The organism is Nakamurella antarctica (genome assembly GCF_003860405.1).
In the GTDB taxonomy this organism is placed as follows: domain Bacteria; phylum Actinomycetota; class Actinomycetes; order Mycobacteriales; family Nakamurellaceae; genus Nakamurella; species Nakamurella antarctica.
The window spans coordinates 3,358,379-3,377,955 of sequence record NZ_CP034170.1 but is presented as its reverse complement, the minus strand read 5'-3'; the positions used below and the strand labels follow the sequence as shown (position 1 = coordinate 3,377,955).

Genomic DNA, 19,577 nt, shown 5'->3' with positions numbered 1-19,577 from the left:
CAAGTTGGAGGGTCTCTCCACAAGTCCCCACTCAGATCAGTCGTCGAATAACAAGCACCGCAGACAGCGTGTTGGGGCCCATATGCCCTCGGATTGAGGGATTTAGTCCTTTCCGGGCAAGAGAAGGTCCGCCCTTCGGGATGGGGAGTCTGTTACCCAGGTTGACCAGCCGCTCCAGAGTCCGTAATCTCGACAAGTGCTTGGTTTCGGCCGAGCCACTGCGTGCTGCCTACCATGAGATACCGGTAGCGACAGCTTTCCTCGTCAGCTATTCAGAAGAACTACCTTTGGAGAAATACCGTGAGCAAGCGCACCTTCCAGCCGAACAACCGCCGCCGGTCCAAGACCCACGGCTTCCGGCTGCGGATGCACACCCGCGCGGGCCGCGTGATCCTGGCTGCACGTCGGGCCAAGGGTCGCAAGGCTATCTCCGCTTAATTCGCGCCCCCGGGCACTGACGTGTTACCGACCGAGTCCCGCCTCCACACAGCGGCCGAGTTCAGTGCCGTCATGAGGTCCGGCGTTCGTGTCGGCTCCCGGCACGTGGCAGTCCACCTGCAGAGGTCTGGCAGGGATGGAGTGCCGCGGGCCGGTTTCGTCGTTTCGTCGAAAGTAGGGAACTCGGTAGTACGGCACGGTGTGACTCGAAAACTGCGCCACCAGATTCGTCCCTTACTGCTGGACTTGGCGCCGGGAACCGATGTCGTCGTTCGTGCTCTCCCTGCCTCCATTTCCGCTACCAGCGCTGAGTTGAGGAGCGATTTAGTTTCCAGTATCTCTCGGGCGCTCTCGAAGGTCGCTGGGTCCCCGCGGTCAACACACGCTGCTCGCGCCCGAAAGGACAAGCGCGGATGAACTGGTTCGCCAAAGCGCTGGTCGCCCCGATTAAGGTCTACCAACGCTTTATCTCGCCCGCTCTTCCGCCGAACTGCCGCTTCACCCCCAGTTGCTCCGCATACATGGTCGGTGCCATCACTGAGCACGGTCCCGGGAAAGGTCTGTGGTTGGGAGTGCGGCGCATTGGAAGGTGTCATCCGTGGAACGCTGGCGGTTATGACCCCGTTCCGCAAGGATCCGGTCATATCGAAGAACCTGGGAGAAAAGGCGACGCCTCAGGCGTTGACACCACAGCAAGCGGATCGTCAGATGTTAACTCCCCTACCCGTGGCTTGCTCGGATCAGGTGCTCGCAGCTCCGATTCGTTAAGTTCGGATGTACGCGGTGAGAACATCCGGTCGAATTCTGGTTCAGACGATTTATCCACAGATCAGCACAGCAGCAGTCTTGGCCTGGTTGCCTCGACGAAGGTAATTGGAAGAGGCAACGCGTGAAAACGTTCGATTTTTGGTCGCTCGACTATATCTATTTCCCCGTATCGGGGTTGATGTGGCTGTGGCACAAGGTGTTCGGCGCCGTGTTGGGATCCAACAACCCGTGGGCGTGGGTGCTGTCGGTGATATTCCTCGTCTTCACCCTTCGCGCGGTCTTGTTTAAGCCGTTCATGAAGCAAATGAACTCGTCGCTGCGGATGCAAGAGCTTCAACCGCAGATGAAGAAGATCCGCGAGAAGTACAAGGACGACAAACAGCGGATGTCCGAAGAGATTATGAAGCTCAACAAAGAGGCGGGTGTCAACCCCATCGGCGGTTGTCTGCCGGCGCTGATCCAAGCCCCAGTGTTCATCGGGCTCTTCCACGTGCTGCGAACTTTCAACCCCGCCGCCAACGGCAACTATTTCTTCTCCAAGGCCGAAGTCATTTCGTTTGTTGACGCCAAGCTTTTCAACGGTGCTCCGCTGTCATCGTTTATGACAATGCCCAATGCGGACCTGCTGAAGCTGGGAGCCGACCGGCCGACCATCGTCGCGGTCGGTATCCCGCTGACTATTCTGGCCGGCATCGCCACCCACCTCACCTCCCGGCGTAGCGTGGCCCGTCAAAGTGAAGCCGCCGCTGGCGCTCCTCAGACGGCCATCATGAACAAACTGATGCTGTACGTTTTTCCGCTATTCGTGATCCTTGGTGGTCCGTTTTTCCCACTTGCAATTCTCATTTACTGGCTGTCGAATAACTCATGGACCTTCGGGCAGCTGTATTTTGCTCATCGGATCCAGGACCGACAGAAGAATGAACTCCTGCAGGTAGTGGAAGAGGAAAAACAGGCAGCGGCGTTCAGCAAGCCGAGACCAGGAGCGCGGCCGATAGACCCCAGAAAGCCCGTGGTCAGGCCTAGCAAAATTGACGGGTCGGTGTCGCTGTCGAAGGATCCCCACACCCCTTCCCATTCCGATTCCGCAGGATCAGCCGGGTCCACGTCGCAGCGGCCAGCCGGGTCCACGTCGCAGCGGCCAGCTGGGGGAAATGCCAGCGCGGGAGCGCGTCCCCAGTCCGCCGGCGGTAAGAAAAAGCCACGCAAGCCGTAATCGGTTTAATTTGATGAAGAGGGATTGACATGACAGAGAACACTGGTGCGTCCGACGAAGTGGTTGTGGGCGCTCCCGAAGTACACGAAGGTGCCGACAGTGCTGTCGTTGGCCGCGGTGACGATTCGAATAGCGGGACAGAGGGTGCCGTGGAAGGGTCATCCGAGGATGCCGTAGAAAAGCGCGCACCCCGTAGCCGCAAGGCAGCAACCGGAGAACTGCTGGTCGAAGAGGGCGATGCTGCTGGTGATTACTTAGAGCGTTTGCTGGACATCTTGGACTACGACGGCGATATCGATCTGGATGTCGAGGGTGAACGCGCCGTGGTTTCGATTATCGGCGGGGACGACCTCGACAAGCTAGTGGGCGACCGTGGTGTCGTCCTTGACGCTTTACAGGAATTGACCCGGCTCGCAGCAGCTCAGGAAACAGATGTGCGCTCGCGGTTAATGCTAGACATCGCTGGTTTCCGAGCCCAGCGTCGTCTGGAATTGTCCGCTTTGGGTCAGGAAACAGCTGCAAAGGTTTTAGCCGACGGTGAAGAGATCAAGCTCGCGTCGATGAATCCGTTCGAACGCAAGATCGTCCATGATGCGGTTGGTCTTGTTGAAGGCGTGGTGTCGTCCAGCGAGGGTGAAGAGCCCCGACGTCGGGTCGTTGTCAGTCTGGCTTCTTAATGAAAGATGGGTCGGAGCTGGATTCAGTTGGCGCCGAAGAGGAATCTGAAGTTGAGGTTACGCCCACTGCGGAGGTTGAACCAGACGCGGCCGCCACTATCTTTGGCGACCAAATCGGTGTAGCCCGACGGTACGTTGACTGGCTGCTCGGTGACGGTGTGGTGCGAGGACTAATCGGACCGCGCGAAGCTGGCCGAATTTGGACGCGGCATATGCTGAACTGCGCCATAGTAGGGCAACTGCTGCCACCCCAAGCGCGACTGGTCGATATCGGCAGCGGCGCGGGCCTCCCCGGAATACCACTTGCCATCGCCCGGCCTGACTGCAACGTAGTGCTTGTCGAGCCATTGGAGCGCCGGACGGTGTTTCTCGACATGGTCATCGAAGAACTGGGCCTGACCAATGTGCGGGTTTTCCGAGGGCGCGCGGAACAAGCTATCTCAGAAGCTGGTGGGGCAGACGTGGTGACCTCGCGCGCAGTGGCGCCGCTGGCCAAACTGGCGGGATGGTCGGTTCCGTTGGCCCGGCACGGCGGGGAGATTATTGCGCTGAAGGGCTCGAGTGCCGTGGACGAAATTGCTCGCGACGGGGCGGCGGCTGCAAAAGCTGGCCTGACCGATCTACGTGCCGAAGAAATTGGCGCCGGCCTGTTGGAGCAGACCACTTTCGTCATTCGCGGGACTGCGGACCAGGCTGTACTCGACCATGGCAAGGTTGCGCAGCGACGTAAGGCCGCCAAACGATCCCGCCGCTCGTAAATTGAGCCCCACCACCCCGTCGTCTATTTGTCACCGTGACTTATCTGGGTGATCGTCCTGGGTAGGTCGCCTTCAAGACTTTTTGGTGCTTACGAGCCCGCTGAGACATGCATGGCGGTGGGCTCGGGCCACCGGGGAAGCGCAGTATGGTCTGGACTTCTCGTCAGCTGTCGCGCTAGAGGTCGCAGTCTCTTTACCCATCGGCGGGGCATGCGCTTACGGGGGCGAGGTGTGAGAACGGCGAGGCGGGTATGCGGAGTAAACGGCTCACCCAGTCGCGACCCTCTTCCCTGTACGGTGCATCGGTGTCACGCGGTACCCGGCGCATCATGCCCGTGAGGATCGCGGCTGAATTCGCACAGTAGTCAAGCCTTTCGGTGCGTGGGTCATTTGCTTCGGGTGGGAAAACTCACTCGCCCGCGGGAGCGGCCACCACCATCTTTCGGCTCTAGGTCGGGATGGAGAATGACGCTAGGACAAGCGGATTACCCGGAGTTCGAGTCTCAGTTTTTTCTTTGCCGCGCTGTTCTGCCTTGTAAGTGCTGCGCAGCTCGTAGTGACGCCCAATAATAGTGTGTTCGATATAGCTCGGCTCCGGAGTGCGCACACCTTGCCGGCCAGCGCAGGTTGTGCCCTCCCCCACCGCTCAGCCTCTTCGGCGAGATGGCTGGGCTTGGGCGAGCCCTGGTGGTTAGCTAACACGGCCTGCACCACAGAGCGGATGGATGCTTTCGGGTGGGTTTGGCCCACCGTACGTCGTGGGACGCTGCCCCCGTATCGCATGATGTGGGCGGCCGCGCTCGTGGTGGCCTTGGCGGGGTGGTCGTCAAGTGGCGGCTGTTTTGTCCCCCAGCCACCGAGAGTGGTTGAGTGTTTCACGTGAAACATCGACTGTGAGTCGCGCCTTCTTGACTATTGGGCAGGCGTCTGCATGCGAGCTGTAGAACCCCTTGACTCGGCAGGCAACGGGTCTTGGTCAATCGCTGGTGACGCTCCCCCGACGGCCATCGTATTGATCGATGCGGATAGGTAGTTCGCATAACGGCGTGCGGACCTCGATGCTGGGATGGGCTTTGCGGAACCAGCCGAGCTGGGCCGGCGCGGGCTCGACATGCTGAGCTGGGTCGGCGCGGGCTCGACATGCTGAGCTGGGCCGGCGCGGGCTCGACATGCTGAGGTCGGTCGGCCGTGCCTGACCCGACTGGGGGGATCGGCATCCGGACCACGAGCGCCAGCCCGACCAGTCTGGCCTATAGGCGCCATTCCTACGGCCGCGCGCAGCCTCAGATCCGTTGTGTTCCTGATCCCGGGCGACCTGCTGTTCATGGAGACGCAACGCTGGTCGGCAAGCGACGCTGCGATTACGGGCTATTAGGCGACTTGGGGAGGCCCAAGGGCCAATAGGCAGCCACGGCACCGCACGAGGCGCCGGGCAGCCAACGCGGCGCACAAGCGCAACCGGGCGACCAAGGCACCGCAGTCCATGAGTTGCGCCTTGGTCTAGGACAGGAATAATGCAGCACGTGGTGACGGCCCGGCGCCCTCGCCCAGGGTTTGCCGTTTCCGCAGACGCGTGCGCCTCGGGTAGATACCTCAGTGGGTTATCGTCCGGCTGACCCAGCGGCCCGCCAATGCATTAGGGTCAGTCATCTCTCACGTCGCCAGCGAAACGTCGGTTTCGCAGGGAGGGCCACGGTTCGGCACTCGATCGGACGCGAGGTGGGCTCGGCGGCTTGATGCAATGAGTTTTACTAACCATCCATTCTGCACACTGTGCGGGCAGCAAGGACGTGGGTGAACGACGGGCCAAGCAAGGGCAGTGCTCCCGCCCCCGCGGGCACACCAGCCTAGATCTGGTTATGTTTCACGTGAAACACCGCATCTGGCACGATGAGAATTTTGGCGATGTGCTGGCGGTTGTCTGAGAGGTTGCTATCAGGCGTCTCCGAGTCCTGTGAGCTTGCTGTGCCAGGTGTCCGGCCCACACCACGCCCCCGAGCTGTTAGCGGCAAGCTGACATCCCTGGGGGCTACCTGCAGATGCTGACTGCGCCCCTTGATGTCCTCGCTAGGCGCGGTGTTCAGAGCAATCAGGTCAGCAGCAACGTACGTGTGGGGGCCGCACGGTAGGAGCTTGTCAGCCATCGCCCCGCTGTTCAACGCTGGATCGGCTAAGCCCTGCGCGCCTTGATGGCCTTAGAGTAGTGAGATCGTACGAATACCGCCCAGTCAGGCGACCTGTCGAGGTTGGAGTGCCGTTGAGGCGTTGGTGTGTCGCCATACCTAGCGGTTGCTTGTCCTGACCGAGGTCCGGACGTAAATCCCCGTCACCGGCTTGGCGGGGAGCCTTTGTAATGAGCGGCGCTTGAGTGACCGCGCCCTGCTTGGTCCTCAGGGGACGTCCGGTGAGGGTCGGACGCGAGCGACTCGGCTCGCCAGCAGAGGGAATGTACGTGGCGAAACGGTAGCCGGTCAGCTGGGTCAGGTGTGTGCTTCGTGTCACCCGAAATGATAGGGCTTGGGGCCAGCGCCAGACGAGGAGACGATCGCGTGAGCGCCATGTTTCACGTGGAACAAGAACCTAGACCGACAGAGCCTGGTTGCCGGTCGGTGAAGCGACCCTCTACAAACGTCACGTTTCACGTGAAACATGAACTTGGGCCAACAGGGGGCGGGCCCCGGTGGGTGAAGCGACCCTCTACAAACGTCACGTTTCACGTGAAACATGAACATGGGCCAACAGGGGGCGGGCCCCGGTGGGTGAAGCGACCCTCTACAAACGTCGCGTTTCACGTGAAACATGAACCTAGACCAACAGAGCATGGTTGGCGGTCGTTGAAGCGATCCTCTACACATGTGAGGTCTCACGTGAATAACCACGCCAATGATTTTGGTCAAGCTCTTGCCGGGGACTGAGAGCTGCCCGAACGCCATGTTTCATGTGAAACACGAAAGAAAGGGCTACGTTGCCAGCGCTGTAGGTAAAAGCACTGCAGACGAGAGTCGGTCCATCAAGAGGATGTCCAGAGGAACGTCGTCCAGCGCTCGGGCTGGGCCGTGTGACACCGGCGAACCGGGTCGCGTGCTTTCCGTGCGCTTGAGCCAGGCAGGCCTCGGGCCGGGAAGACAAAGGGGGCGAGGCCTCCCTCGTGGCCGCATACAGCGACGGGCGGCGCCGCTGCTACATCAATCACGCCTGTTGGTCGACCACTTCCCCGGCAGCACGACATGCGTCTGCGCGTAGTTCAGGTGTAGGGGAGGCGGCTCTCGAGGTCGTCGTGTAGCCAAGGGGCACCCGGCGTCCCGCTCGGTCGGTAACCTGCACCATTAGCGTCTTTGCACTGTAGTAACGCTCCCCATCCTTGCTTTTGCGAGCGCTCAGGCCGACCCGAATTCTGGAGGTTGGAGCGGAGGTGCCATCAGCGCAGGAAGGGCGCGTTCCGGACCGCAAAACTTTCACTGTTGCAGCACATTCTCACCGAAGGCCGCAGCTAGATTCGCGGCGAGGCATCCACGCAAGTCTCCTGCTGTAGGACCATGGGCGCCCGACCAGGAGCCGCAGCTGGGTAAGGAGTGCAGACGACACGGGCTCACCCCTCACGCTCCGGCCGGCTCCCTGTTGCACCTGCAGTTCAACGCGTTACTCCGACCACTCGGGCGCTGCCCAGAAAGGTTGCCGGACCCCCGAACTCCGGCCAGAGCTTTCGCGGTCGCCCCAACCTGATGGACCCAACCTGGCGGACCCAACCTGGTGGACCAGGATCCGGTGCGGCGGATCCAGGCTTTCCCGGTCAGCACAGTTCTCGGCAGCATCGCAGCACGAGCCGCGCACCATTGGTCCCGCTGTCAGATGTGACGTAGTCTCAATAAGCCGCGTGTGGGCCGTCCGAACTGCCCCACCCGGCTCCTGGGCCGTAGAACAATCCGGCTTCCACCCGCAGTCTCCTGGAGGATTTGTGGAGTCACAACCCGCTGTTTCACGTGAAACATCGGCCGGTCTGGAAGACACGCCTCTGAGTCGCGCCTCTGCACGCGCCATGGAAGTTCGCAGCGGCGAGCTCACGCTGCCCCGTCCGCGCAGGCGCCGTGTCATCACCGTCTCTAACCAAAAGGGCGGCGTTGGGAAGACCACCACCACAGTAAACATCGGAGTCGCCCTGGCCCTTTCAGGGCTCAATGTGCTCGTGATCGACCTCGATCCTCAGGGCAATACCAGCACGGCGCTGGGCGCTGTTCGCATCGCAGGAACCCCGTCGATCTACGACGTTCTTCTGGGAGAGATCAGCATTGCCGAGGCGGTGCAGACATGCCCCGATGCCCCCCGCTTGGGCTGCGTGCCGGCGACTATCGACCTCGCTGGGGCAGAAATCGAACTGGTCAATATGTCGGAGCGTGAGTTTCGGTTGCGCGGCGCCATCGAAGCGATTGACGGCGACTTCGACTACGTCCTCATCGACTGCCCCCCGTCGCTAGGCTTGCTCACGATCAATGCCATGGTGGCGGCCGCAGAAGTCATGATCCCGATCCAGTGCGAGTATTACGCGCTCGAAGGTTTGGGACAGCTACTGGGCAACATCGAGCGCATTAAGCAGCACCTCAATCCGACACTCGCGGTTTCCACCATCCTGCTCACGATGTACGACGCCCGTACCAAACTGGCTGAGGCCGTCGCAGACGAGGTGCGTAAGCATTTTGGCGACACCGTTCTTAAGACGCTTATCCCCCGCTCTGTAAAGGTGTCCGAAGCCCCCAGCTACGGCCAGTCAGTGATCACGTACGACCCGGGTTCCCGGGGTGCCACCAGCTATCTGGATGCTGCAAAGGAAATCGCCCACCGCGGCGCGAAGGAGCAAAAGGCATGAGTAAGTCCCGAGGAGGGTTGGGTCGTGGCCTGGCCTCACTTATCCCCAGCGGTCCGGCCAGCCCCATCAACGACGTCATTATCGGGGGCACCTCCAGGGCGACGGAGCAGCCAGCCGCGGTACCTGACAAGCAGCCAGAAGAGCCGCACGAGGTGAGGAACGAGGCGCGGGCCGATGCGCCGCAGGGTCCCCATTACCGGGAGATTCCTGTCGGGAGTATCCGCCCCAACCCTGTCAACCCTCGGACCATATTTGACGAGGAAGCCCTCGCGGAACTCGAACATTCCATTCGTGAATTCGGCCTCTTGCAGCCCATCGTGGTCCGAGAAGCCGAGGACGGCTACGAGTTGATCATGGGTGAGCGGCGATGGCGGGCGGCCGGGCGCGCTGGGCTCGAGGTGATTCCTGCGATCGTTCGGCGCACCGAAGACGCTGACCTTCTGCGCGACGCGCTGCTGGAAAACATCCACCGCGCGAATCTCAATCCGCTTGAAGAGGCTGCGGCGTACCAACAGTTACTCGAAGAATTCAACGTCACCCACGAGGAGTTGGCCACTAAACTCGGGCGGAGCAGGCCGGTTATCTCGAATACGATCCGCCTGCTGAAACTACCGGTCCCGGTACAACGTAGAGTGGCGGCAGGTATTTTGTCTGCGGGTCATGCCCGAGCGTTGCTTTCCTTGGAGGAAGCGGAAGCGCAAGAGGAGCTCGCAATCCGGATCGTCGCGGAGGGACTATCAGTCCGCGGCACGGAAGAAGCCGTCACGATGATGGCTGGGCGGAAGGCTCCCCCGAAGCGCCCGGCTCCGAAAAAGCTCATCATGCCCGCCCTCAAGGAACTCGCCTCCAACCTATCGGACACGTTTGACACCCGAGTCCTTGTCGAACTGGGCCGGAAAAAAGGCCGGATCGTTGTCGAGTTCGCGACAGTGGACGATCTCGAACGCATCGTCTCGATCATGGCGCCGAAATCTGCTCGCCGATCCGCCAAACCAAAAACGACTGAATAGATCGGTATCCGAGAACCAAGGCGAGTTATGTCACGGTGACACAAACCCTGAAAATCCGCTTGAGACCGGTGATATCTGTTGCACCGCAGCGGATGTCAGAAATTCCGCCAGCGGTGGCTCGCGTGGCTGACTTTTACTGCGAACGAGAGCCGACTGAGGGTGCCTTCGGACCGCTACGAGGCTACTTGCAGCGACGTATAGCCGTTTCGATTAAACGGGAGTACAGAACTCCGAGGTCCTCCCCCGCTTCGGCAATGGCCATGGGCATCATTGACGTTTCGGTCAACCCGGGCGAGACGTTGACTTCCAGAAAATGGACGGTGCCATCGGCGTCGACGATCGCATCGGTCCTGGACAGGTCGCGAAGGCCCAAGGTCATGTGCGCCGCTACCGCCAACTCCGCAGCCGCTGTCGCTGAAACCTCGGACAGCCTGGCTGGTGTGTAGTAGGTCGTGAGTCCTGCGGTGTACCGAGCCTCGTAGTCGAAGATGTCTCCCGGGTATTCGATCTCTACGGCTGGCAACGCGATGGGACCAGCATCACCATCAACCACTGACACCGCGATCTCGGTGCCGGCGATGTACTGCTCGACAATGACAACGGAGCCGTAAGCAAATGCTCCTACCAACACCTCGGGAAGTTGTTCCGGTGTCCGCACCACACCCACCCCGAGGGCCGAACCGCCCTGGTGTGGTTTAACCACTAGCGGGATGCCCAGTGAGCCCACCACAAGTTCGATCATCCCGGCGGCACCCAGATCGCGAAAAGTGTCGTGAGACAACGTTATCCACGAGGGGGTGTGGTACCCGGCGCGGTCGATGAGGGTTTTGGCGGTTGCCTTATCCCACGCCAATCGGCAGTTGCTGGCCGGCGTACCGAGATACGGTATGCCCATCATCCCCACAACGCTTTGTACAGCGCCATTCTCGCCGCGACCGCCGTGCAACGTGATGACGGCCGCGTCTGGCTTGTTGGTGCGAAGCCACGGCAGAAGTTCCGCGCCGACATCGCGGACGTGTACCTCGTGACCCTGGCGACGAAGGGCTTCGGCGACCCTCGACCCAGAGCGCAGCGACACTTCGCGTTCGTGGGTAAGGCCGCCAGCAAGCACGACGATTCGACGATCCGTCATCAATTCACACTCCGAAACTTGTTGTGGTGCAGGGGAATCCGACAGAGCAGTTCACGCTGTGTCGGGAGAAGGTGACTGGGGTCCGGATACCGCGCGGTAGGCATGGGAACCGAATGTCTTCATCACCTCTAGCTCTCCATTGACGACACCGGCTAAGCGTCGAACACCTTCCACAATGCGGTCAGCCGTGGGGAAACAATACGACAAGCGCATCTGGCGTGAGCCGAAACCGTCTGCGTAGAAGGCGGTCCCGGGCACGTAGGCAACCCGGGCACTGACCGCCCGCGGCAACATCGCCGCGGTGTCGAAGCCCTCGGGGAGTGTCACCCAGACGTAGAACCCACCCGTGGGCACGGTCCACGTGGTGCCGGCGGGCATCATTGTTTCCAAGGCACCTAACATCGCATCCCGCCGCTCGGCGTAGGTGACTTGGTAGGCCTTGATCTGACTCTGCCAGTCGTACTTGGCCAGATACATCGAGATAAGCATCTGATTGAACACGGGCGGGTTGAGGGTCGCAGACTCGTTAGCCATCACCAACTTCTCCCGCACCGCGTGCGGGGCCAAGACCCACCCCACGCGCAGGCCGGGCGCGAATGTTTTCGAGAACGAGCCGAGATACACCACGTTGTCGGCGTCGTCGGCGCGGATGGCCCGGTGCACCGTGTCGTCGAAACCCAAAAGTCCGTAGGGATTATCCTCCAACAAGGTTATGTCGGCGTCCCGGCAGATCTGCGCAATAATCGGGCGTCGCTCAGCGGAAAGTGTTGTGCCAGCAGGATTGTGGTAGTTCGGTATCACGTAGAGCATTTTGATTCGTCGTTTAGCCGCGCGGCACGCCTCGATTGCGACCACCAGAGCGCTTGGTACCAAACCATTCTCGTCAGATGCGACATGCACCACATCAGCCTGGTAGGAGGCAAACGTCGTCAACGCACCTACATACGAGGGGGCTTCGGCAAGAATGACGTCACCCGGGTCAATAAAGATACGAGTTGTCAGGTCCAGAGCCATTTGGGAGCCCACGGTGACCACCACATCATCCGGGTGCGCTCGGATACCCTCGAGAGCCATCACCTCGCAGATCTGCTCCCGCAGTTCAAGGATGCCTTGGCCGGAACCGTACTGGAAGGCGACGAGGCCCTGTTCCGCGATCATTGCGGCGGTGTCTGCCGCCAATGCCTCGAGCGGAAGGGATTGCAGGAAGGGCATTCCGCCAGCGAGTGAAACGACCTCGGGCCGGTTCGCCACCGAAAACAATGCCCGGATCGCCGACGCCTTCATGCTCGACGTGCGCTGGGCGTATCGCTGCAGATGGTGATCCAGGCTGTTGCCGGTCATGGCGCGTTCCTCGTTGCTTGGCTTTCAGGGAGTATTCGCAGTCTACGGCGGAGACCACTTATCCTGGACAGGGCGGCGCAAGCGCACCAACAGTCCAATCCAGGCAAGGGGTACCGTGGCACGAGCTTTGGTGGCGCTTGGGCTCGACACCATCTCCCGATTGCCGGCGCCATGCCGCTCATGCATTCGCTGGGAAGTGGGACCGCAGCACTCAGGCAAGGTCGCCGGGACGGGTCATGCGGATTTTGAAAAAGAAGTGTGGCTGTCCGGAATGATGCTGACCTGGGGTAGCTGTGGCCAACTCCTCACCGTGGACGATGAAGTTGCCGGGTTCGCCATCTTTGCGCCCCCCTCGGCGGTTCCTACTACGACGGCTTTCCCCACAGCTCCGGTGAGCTCTGATGCGGTGCTGCTGATGACGGCAAAGGTCTTGCCGCAGTTTGCCGGTCAAGGGCACGCCCGATACTTGATCCAAGGGGTCGCGAAACACCTGGCGGGTCGCGGCGTCCGGGCAATTGAAGTGTTCGGCTACCGGCCCGACGCCGGGGACTTAGCCAACACCGCCGGGGACTTAGCCAACACCGCCGGGGACTTAGCCAACACCGCCGGGGACTTGACCACTGACGCAAGTGACGACGCGATCCCGCCGTGTTTGATTCCGGCGGAGTTCGCGCTCGGCTTGGGATTCACCGAGATCCGGCCACATCATCGATACCCACGGCTCCGCATGGAACTGGACTCAGCCATTTCGTGGAAAGCCGATGTTGAGGCAGCTATCGAACAGCTCTTCTCGGTGATCACCATTCCAGCTTCGCCGCGCCCCTCGGCGGCTCTGGTGGGAAACCGCGCAGCGATTCCGCCCAGGGGTTATGAGAGTCCGGTCCGGGATTGTTCGTAGGCCAGCAGGTCCTTGAACGTGAAAGTACCGGTGTGCGGTTCGTCGCGGCCATCCAAGTACAAGCGTTTTACGGCGACCAAGATGCCATCGGCGACAGTGTCGCGGAAGTCTTCGCGTATCAGAGCCTCCCGATCAACCGGATTGGTGAGATATCCCAGTTCGATGCGGACCGCGGGCATCTGAGTGAGCCGCAGGAGGTCCCAGGGCCGGTGGTGCACCCGGCAATCGACCATTTTGGTCCGGGCCAGTAGTTCGCGATGAACCAGCTGGGCAAGGGTCTCACCCAGAGTTGAGCTACTGCCGCTGTCCGTACCGAAATGGAACGTGGCCAGGCCCTGGCCGAGCGCCGACGACGAGCCATCAATATGCAAGCTCAGGACGATGTCGGCGTCAATCCGGTTCGCTACATTCGCCCGCTGCGCCTGGCTGGGGTTATCAGACTCACCGCGGGTGAGGAAAGTTTCCATGCCGGTGGCCGCCATCCGGCCCTCTAGGCGGTGCGCGATATCAAAGATGAGGTCGCTGGCACGCACGCCGTCGACGACCCAGCCATAATCGTCGCCGCCCAGGGAGGGATCGATGACGATCCGTTTACCGCGTAGCCCTGGACCGCGCTGGCGGGCGATTTCCTTCTCCCGAAGGAAGTTGGGTCTTCCCCCGGTAACCATGCGCCCCATGCGGCGCAGATCTTCGAGGGTTTGGCGGCCAAAAACGCCGTCATCGGGCAGGCCGCGGTTGCGTTGGTATTCGCGAAGCGCCTCGTCTGTTTTGGCGCCGAAGACGCCGTCCGTTTGTCCCGTGTCGTAGCCCAGCTCCGCGAGCCGCTCCTGCAGCGCCATGACATCGTCGCCCGTCATCTGCGCGGATAAGGCGTAGGCAAGCGTGCGGTCGCCGAGGGTGTAGCGAGCGTCGGTCAAGGAAGCCAGCGTCATAGAGCCGACGACTCCGTCGACGATTAATCCACGGTTTTGCTGAAAGCTCCGCACCGCGTCGTACAGGTCGGCGGTATAGACGGCATCCGCGTCAGGGGTGGTGAGGTCGGCCGGGATATAGCCCAACGAGGACAGAATCGAGCGGACTGCTGCAACGGACGGACCGTGGTCTCCCCGTCTCAGCAACATCGACTCCCCTTTCGGCGCGGGCCCCACACCGGACGCGGGGCACAACCAATCCATTGTGCAATGCTTTCAGGCCGCGCGGAACCATTTCCGTAGTCACGACAGAAGAAACCCCCCACCCCGCGGCTAGGCGCCGCGGATTGAGGGGCCTGTCACCCTGATTGCTTACAGATATTCGGCGAATTCGGCGAGCAGAGCGGCCTTCGGCTTTGCGCCGATGACCTGCTTAACGGGCTTGCCGCCCTGAAAAACCATCATCGTGGGCAGAGACAGGATTTTGTAATCCTGGGCGGTCTGCGGGTTTGCGTCGACGTCGATCTTGACGACGTTGATCTTGGCGCTGTGCGCATCGGAGATCTCCTCGAGGATCGGGGAGACCATGCGACACGGTCCGCACCACGTCGCCCAGAAATCGACGATGACGGGCTTATCCGACATCAATACGTCGTCAGCGAAGCTGGCGTCGGTTACATCTTTGGTGGCCATGGTGGTCCTCATTTCTCAGGGATTAAAACTTTAGAATGGAAACTGCAAAGTGCTGACTCTTGGTCGAAACCTGATCCTAGGAAACGAGTTCAGGTTCCGGATCCGACACCGCGCTACCGTGCAGAGCCAGATAATGCTGTGCGTCCAGCGCCGCTGCGCACCCGGAACCAGCAGCTGTAATAGCCTGCCGATAGGTGTGGTCCACTAAGTCGCCGGCGGCAAAGACGCCGGGCAGGTTGGTGGCCGTGGACCGGCCTTCGACGAGCACGTACCCTTCGTCGTCCACGTCGATTTGGCCACGGATGATTTCCGACCGCGGATCGTGCCCGATGGCGACAAACATAGCCGTCACCACCAGCGTGCTTATCTCGCCCGTCACGGTATCGGTCAGCGTCAGGGACTCGACGGTGTCGGCGCCGTTGACGCCCGTGACGGCCTTATTCTTAGCCCAGCGGATCTTCTCGTTGGCCTTGGCCCGGTCGTACATGATGGCGCTAGCCCGGAAATCCGCACGACGATGAACAATGGTGACGCTGCGTGCGAACCTTGCGAGGAAGGTCGCCTCTTCCATGGCGGAATCACCACCGCCGATCACCGCGATGTCGTGGTTGCGGAAGAAAAAGCCGTCACAGGTGGCGCAGGAGGAGACGCCGCGGCCGATGAGCCGCTGCTCGTCCGGAAGGTTTAAATAACGAGCCGCACTCCCCGTGGCCAACACCACAGCCTTCGCCAAGTGCACGGTTCCATCTACTGACACCGTTTTGATGGGTCCGGTGAGGTCAACAGTTTCAACATCTTGGGGACGCAGGTCCGCGCCAAACCGTGCGGCCTGCTCGCGCATTTTGGCCATCAGATCCGGGCCGAGGATTCCGTCGGTAAAACCGGGGAAGTTCTCCACCTCCGTGGTCGTCATCAGCGCCCCTCCGTACTGGGACCCTTCAAAGACCAAAGGCTTCAAGTCGGCTCTCGCCAGGTAGGTGGCTGCGGTATAGCCCGCGGGACCGGAACCGATGACGATGACGTCATGTACCTGCGACACGAAACACCCCTCCATGCGCGCCCGAATCTTCGGGCATCTGTTGATGGAACATCAGGCTGCTGACATTCATTCCTGCTAAAAATCAAGGGCTGGGCTTACCCAACGCCCAGCCGCGCCCTGCCACGGCTCGTGCAGTGATCAGGCCGCCGGCAGAGCCTGCACCGTTATTTCGCTCAGTGTGCCCTCAAATTGATTGCCACCCTGTTCCTTCACCAGACCTGTTACGAAGACGATGATGAACTTCGACGTCGGCGCGTTGACGAGGTTGATGGCAGCGGGCGCGTCGCCCACATCGGAGGATGCGAGAACCTTCGTCGGGTCGAGCGGCGCATTGACGTTGCCGTCGGAGGCGATGATCTCGATCTTGATGCCGGGGGTGATCGTCGACACCACGATTTGGGTGGGGCTGGCCGGTGCCTGCAACTCCAACATCAGGCCAACGCCGGTTTTGAAGGCGCTGGGGAAGGCCTGCTTGTAGGTGAAAGTCTGCCAATACGTGGCCGGGTCGCCGTCCCACACGCGGTCCACCTTTGAGGTGTAGTCCTTGTTGCCATCACCCTGCGGGTCGTACACCTGCCCACTGACAATAGGAACGGCTACCGGCGTGGGGGCGGCCGGCGCAGGTGCGGGGCCGCTCGTGGCGGTCGGAGCGGCCGTTTCGGTCGGCACCGGCGCGGGCGCCGCGGCAGCAGAGGTGGGCTCCTCCGTACTGGGCAGCACCGTCGGCTGGGTGGTGACGAGAGCGACCGGATCCTGAACATCATTGACGATCTGTTTGACGACGCTCCCGATGACGATGCACAGCAACGCCGTCAACGCCGTCAACATGACGCCGGCAACTGCCAGCTTGACGCGCCGCTCATTACGGAGGCGCCTCTCGGCGAGTATCGAGGCGGAGACGGGCGTAGCTAGGCGCACGGGTTGATTGACGGCTTCTACGCCGAGCGCGGTCGCGGTCGAAACCTGCAGCAACGCAGCAATGGCGCCCGGCGAACGAACGCCGCTGGGCCCCTCCGGGTGGAGTGTTCGTTCGGCTAACGCGGTCAGTGATGGGGCGGCCTCGGCGCGCACCTCGGAGGCGGGAACTTCACGACCGCCACTCGTCGGGGCCGGCGGCAACGCCGGCGACATGCCGGCCAACGCCGGCGACATGCCGGCCTGCGGCAGCGGCCACGTCCCCGTCAGCATCAGGTAGAGCAAAGCGCCTATTGCACGGATATCTTGATCAGGGGTTGCGCCAGATTGCGCGATGACATGGCTCAACCGCACTTGGCCGTCGAAGTTGACCCGAACCAGCGACGGGTGCACGGCGCCCAGCGAGATGCCGTTGCGGTGCGCCTCCGCGACCGCGTCGGCGACCTTCGCGGTGATCGAGCTGGCGACTTCGTCCTCGAGTGGCCCACCCGCAAGCAGGTCCGTCAGCGTTGCGCCGTCCACCCATTGCCCGACCACGTAGGACTGGCCGTATTCGGTACCCAAGTCCAGCGTCTGTGGCAGGCCGATGTGGTGCAGCCGGCCAGCGCGCAGCGTGCGAGCGACCGTTGCTGCGGTGTTAGGGCCCTCGGGGAGAAGTGTGATGGCCATGTCCCGAGGGAGCACGGTGTCTTTGGCGCGCCAGAACCGGTTGCTCGAACCGTCGACGGCGATCAGGTTGACCAGCCGGTAGCGGCCACCCACCATGGCGCCGGGGGTGAGCATCACGAAGTTGTCGCTGCCACTCAGCCCGTCCACCGCGACAACCGTCGAAGCCTCGGAGGCGGGGGGCACCCCGGGTGTGATTCCGTCGCCGTTCACGGTGGCGCTCACCTGCTTTCTGGGGACGACGTGCTGAAAATTCACTGCTGGGGTCACGCTACCGGGCACGGCGAGAATCTGTGAGCTTTCGGAATTCCTCGCGCGCAGACCCAGGAGTGCGCGGAGTTTGCGGGTGACGGGATCGAGTTCTTCCACTCGCAGGGCAAGCGCAGCGACACCGATCACCAGCAGTCCGACGATTCCGCCGATCACCACCTGACCCAGGGCCTCCACTACCCCGGTGGGGCTACCGCGCCACACCTGACGCACGATGAGCCATGCCGCGGCGCCGCCCACGGCTGACGCCACCGTCATTTTGGTGATGGTGACGAGTACCCGCCTGCTCCCCATGACGCCGAACCGCGCGCGCAGCCAGATTTCGCCCACCACCGCGCCGACGATGTAAGAAATCGCCGTGGCCAGCGCCAGGCCGGGCAGGAGCAGATCCTCATTCACGGTGGTCGCCAGGTACAGCAACGGAATCCGGACCGCGACCATGATCGCGTTGATGATGACGGGAGTGCGGCCATCTTTCATGGCGTAGAACACGCGCATCTGAACGAGGGACATAGCCAACGGGAGGAGCCCGACTGCAAGACCGGCGCAGGTCGCGCCAATTCGCAGCGCTGCTTCTGCGTTGTCGGGGTTCCACGCAAAAGCTAGGACGCCAATGGCGCCGCCGATGGCGATGATCGCCGCGGAGACTGGGAGCAACGCCACCGCGGACAGCCTGTTTGCCAAGGAAACGTCTGCCTTGACCGAATCCATTTCGCCGGCGGCGGCGTGCCGGCTCATCCGCGGCATGATCGCCGTGAGGATCGACACCCCCAGGATGCCGTAGGGCATCTGGAACAGCAGCGATGCATACGCGAACGTGGTGATACCGCCCTCGGCGGTGCTGGCGATGTTGGTGGCGATGATGTAGCCGACCTGCGAGACGAGGACGTAGGCAACAGCCCAGCCAGCCAACCCGCTGGCCTCCCCCATGCGCTTGTCCCAGCCGATGCGCCATTTAAACCGGAATCCGGACTTGCGCAGCGAGGGCAGCATGATGACGGCTTGCAGCACAATCCCGGCGGTGGTGCCGACTCCGAGCAGGAGGAACTGGGTGGTGCTCAGGCCCAGGCCTTCTGTGGGGCCGTCCACAAAAAACAGCAGGGTGGCGACGAGGATGACGAGAACGTTGTTGGCAACCGGCGCCCACGCGGGCGCAAGGAAGCGCTCCTTCGTGTTGAGGATGGCGCCGAACAGCGCCGCCATCCCGTAGAAAAAAATCTGTGGCAGCAGAAGGTACGCCAAATGCGTTGTCAGCACCGCATCGGCTTTGGACGCGGGGGAAAGGTAGAGCTTTGTCAGCAGTGGAGCTGCCGCCACAGCGAGCACTGTTGCGCTGAGCAGCCCCACGAGTGCCAGTGTCACGAGGCGTTGGGTGTATTCCTGGCCACCATCGGCGTCGCCGCGTTGGGCCCGCGTCAGCAGCGGAATTGCCACCGACGTCAACACCCCGCCGATCAACAACTCGAAGACGATATTGGGCAACGTGTTCGCCAGGGTGTACGAGTCGTTCACGACCCCGATGAGCAGCACACCACCGATGACGATCTTTGCCAGGAACCCCGTGAGGCGCGAGGCGATGGACGCGATCGCAATCAGACTCCCGGTTCGGACCACCCCGCTGGTTTTGCCGGTGGGGGTCTGTTGGGTGGGGATCTGCGCAGCGGCGGGTTGCGGTTCCGCCAGCTCCCACTGACCCAACTTCGCGGGGGGGTCCGTGGCCGGCGGGACGTGCTCGGCAGGCCGCGCGCTGCGCTCGGGGGCATCTTCTTTGACCGGCGCCGTGATCTTCGGGATGTGACCCGTTTCGGCCGTCACGACTTCGAGGTATTCAGAGGGTGCGGGACCGTCGGTCGAAAAGGTCGACCCGAAGGAAGGCGGCACCGGCGCCATGATGAGTGTGGGGGCGTCTTCGGAGTGACGGCTGCTGGGCACGCCCTGGTGCGGCACTGGCGGCTCTGGAGATGGTGGCTCTGGAGACGGTGGC

The 19,577-nt window shown here is 61.9% G+C and carries 16 protein-coding genes; 9 read left to right on the top strand and 7 right to left on the bottom strand.

Annotation, left to right across the window (positions count from 1 at the left end):
- The first annotated feature begins 300 nt into the window (after positions 1–300).
- The 6 genes from rpmH to rsmG are packed head-to-tail and all read left to right on the top strand — an operon-like array spanning position 301 to position 3,857.
- Positions 301–438 carry a 50S ribosomal protein L34 gene (gene rpmH, locus EH165_RS15215; RefSeq protein ID WP_124800191.1) on the top strand — a complete coding sequence of 46 codons (138 nt, stop codon included), beginning with the start codon at positions 301–303 and terminating at the stop codon, positions 436–438.
- A gap of 21 nt (positions 439–459) precedes the next feature.
- Positions 460–855, top strand: a complete 396-nt coding sequence (rnpA, locus tag EH165_RS15210) for a ribonuclease P protein component (protein ID WP_124800190.1) — start codon at positions 460–462, stop codon at positions 853–855.
- Positions 852–1,331, top strand: coding sequence for a membrane protein insertion efficiency factor YidD (gene yidD / locus EH165_RS15205; protein WP_124800189.1), 480 nt, complete (start codon positions 852–854; stop codon positions 1,329–1,331). The genes rnpA and yidD overlap by 4 nt, the downstream gene beginning before the upstream one ends.
- Complete coding sequence (gene yidC / locus EH165_RS15200; protein ID WP_206426013.1) at positions 1,328–2,422, top strand: membrane protein insertase YidC; 1,095 nt, start codon at positions 1,328–1,330, stop codon at positions 2,420–2,422. The genes yidD and yidC overlap by 4 nt, the downstream gene beginning before the upstream one ends.
- A gap of 29 nt (positions 2,423–2,451) precedes the next feature.
- Complete coding sequence (locus EH165_RS15195; protein WP_124800188.1) at positions 2,452–3,099, top strand: Jag family protein; 648 nt, start codon at positions 2,452–2,454, stop codon at positions 3,097–3,099.
- Positions 3,099–3,857 carry a 16S rRNA (guanine(527)-N(7))-methyltransferase RsmG gene (rsmG, locus tag EH165_RS15190; RefSeq protein WP_124800187.1) on the top strand — a complete coding sequence of 253 codons (759 nt, stop codon included), beginning with the start codon at positions 3,099–3,101 and terminating at the stop codon, positions 3,855–3,857. Before EH165_RS15195 ends, rsmG begins: the two co-directional genes overlap by 1 nt.
- A gap of 1,847 nt (positions 3,858–5,704) precedes the next feature.
- Here the strand turns inward: rsmG and EH165_RS15185 are convergent.
- Positions 5,705–6,001 carry a hypothetical protein gene (locus EH165_RS15185; RefSeq protein ID WP_124800186.1) on the bottom strand — a complete coding sequence of 99 codons (297 nt, stop codon included), beginning with the start codon at positions 5,999–6,001 and terminating at the stop codon, positions 5,705–5,707.
- A 1,892-nt stretch (positions 6,002–7,893) separates the two neighbouring features.
- Between EH165_RS15185 and EH165_RS15180 the strand changes: the two genes are divergently transcribed.
- On the top strand, positions 7,894–8,718 hold the full coding sequence (locus EH165_RS15180) for a ParA family protein (RefSeq protein ID WP_124800185.1): 825 nt from the start codon (positions 7,894–7,896) through the stop codon (positions 8,716–8,718).
- Complete coding sequence (locus EH165_RS15175) at positions 8,715–9,728, top strand: ParB/RepB/Spo0J family partition protein (RefSeq protein ID WP_124800184.1); 1,014 nt, start codon at positions 8,715–8,717, stop codon at positions 9,726–9,728. The genes EH165_RS15180 and EH165_RS15175 overlap by 4 nt, the downstream gene beginning before the upstream one ends.
- A 181-nt stretch (positions 9,729–9,909) precedes the next feature.
- Here EH165_RS15175 and EH165_RS15170 read toward each other — a convergent pair whose 3' ends face one another.
- Together EH165_RS15170 and EH165_RS15165 are read right to left on the bottom strand one after the other, a co-directional pair.
- The gene (locus tag EH165_RS15170) at positions 9,910–10,860 is read right to left on the bottom strand and encodes a D-alanine--D-alanine ligase family protein (RefSeq protein ID WP_124800183.1); all 951 of its coding nucleotides are present in this window, start codon (positions 10,858–10,860) and stop codon (positions 9,910–9,912) included.
- 51 nt (positions 10,861–10,911) lie between these two features.
- Complete coding sequence (locus tag EH165_RS15165) at positions 10,912–12,201, bottom strand: aminotransferase-like domain-containing protein (RefSeq protein WP_124800182.1); 1,290 nt, start codon at positions 12,199–12,201, stop codon at positions 10,912–10,914.
- A 196-nt stretch (positions 12,202–12,397) separates the two neighbouring features.
- Between EH165_RS15165 and EH165_RS15160 the strand changes: the two genes are divergently transcribed.
- Entirely contained in the window at positions 12,398–13,099 is a 702-nt protein-coding gene (locus EH165_RS15160; RefSeq protein WP_206426012.1) for a GNAT family N-acetyltransferase, read from the top strand.
- Here EH165_RS15160 and EH165_RS15155 read toward each other — a convergent pair.
- The 4 genes from EH165_RS15155 to murJ all read right to left on the bottom strand — a co-directional run bounded on the left by EH165_RS15155 (position 13,069) and on the right by murJ (position 19,525).
- Positions 13,069–14,220, bottom strand: coding sequence for an N-acetylmuramoyl-L-alanine amidase (locus EH165_RS15155; RefSeq protein WP_124800181.1), 1,152 nt, complete (start codon positions 14,218–14,220; stop codon positions 13,069–13,071). The two genes, EH165_RS15160 and EH165_RS15155, sit on opposite strands and share 31 nt — an antisense overlap.
- Positions 14,221–14,382: 162 nt before the next feature.
- On the bottom strand, positions 14,383–14,703 hold the full coding sequence (gene trxA / locus EH165_RS15150) for a thioredoxin (protein WP_124800180.1): 321 nt from the start codon (positions 14,701–14,703) through the stop codon (positions 14,383–14,385).
- 76 nt (positions 14,704–14,779) lie between these two features.
- Complete coding sequence (trxB, locus tag EH165_RS15145) at positions 14,780–15,742, bottom strand: thioredoxin-disulfide reductase (RefSeq protein WP_206426011.1); 963 nt, start codon at positions 15,740–15,742, stop codon at positions 14,780–14,782.
- Between the two features lie 138 nt (positions 15,743–15,880).
- Positions 15,881–19,525, bottom strand: coding sequence for a murein biosynthesis integral membrane protein MurJ (murJ, locus tag EH165_RS15140; RefSeq protein ID WP_164479275.1), 3,645 nt, complete (start codon positions 19,523–19,525; stop codon positions 15,881–15,883).
- Positions 19,526–19,577 lie beyond the last annotated feature (52 nt).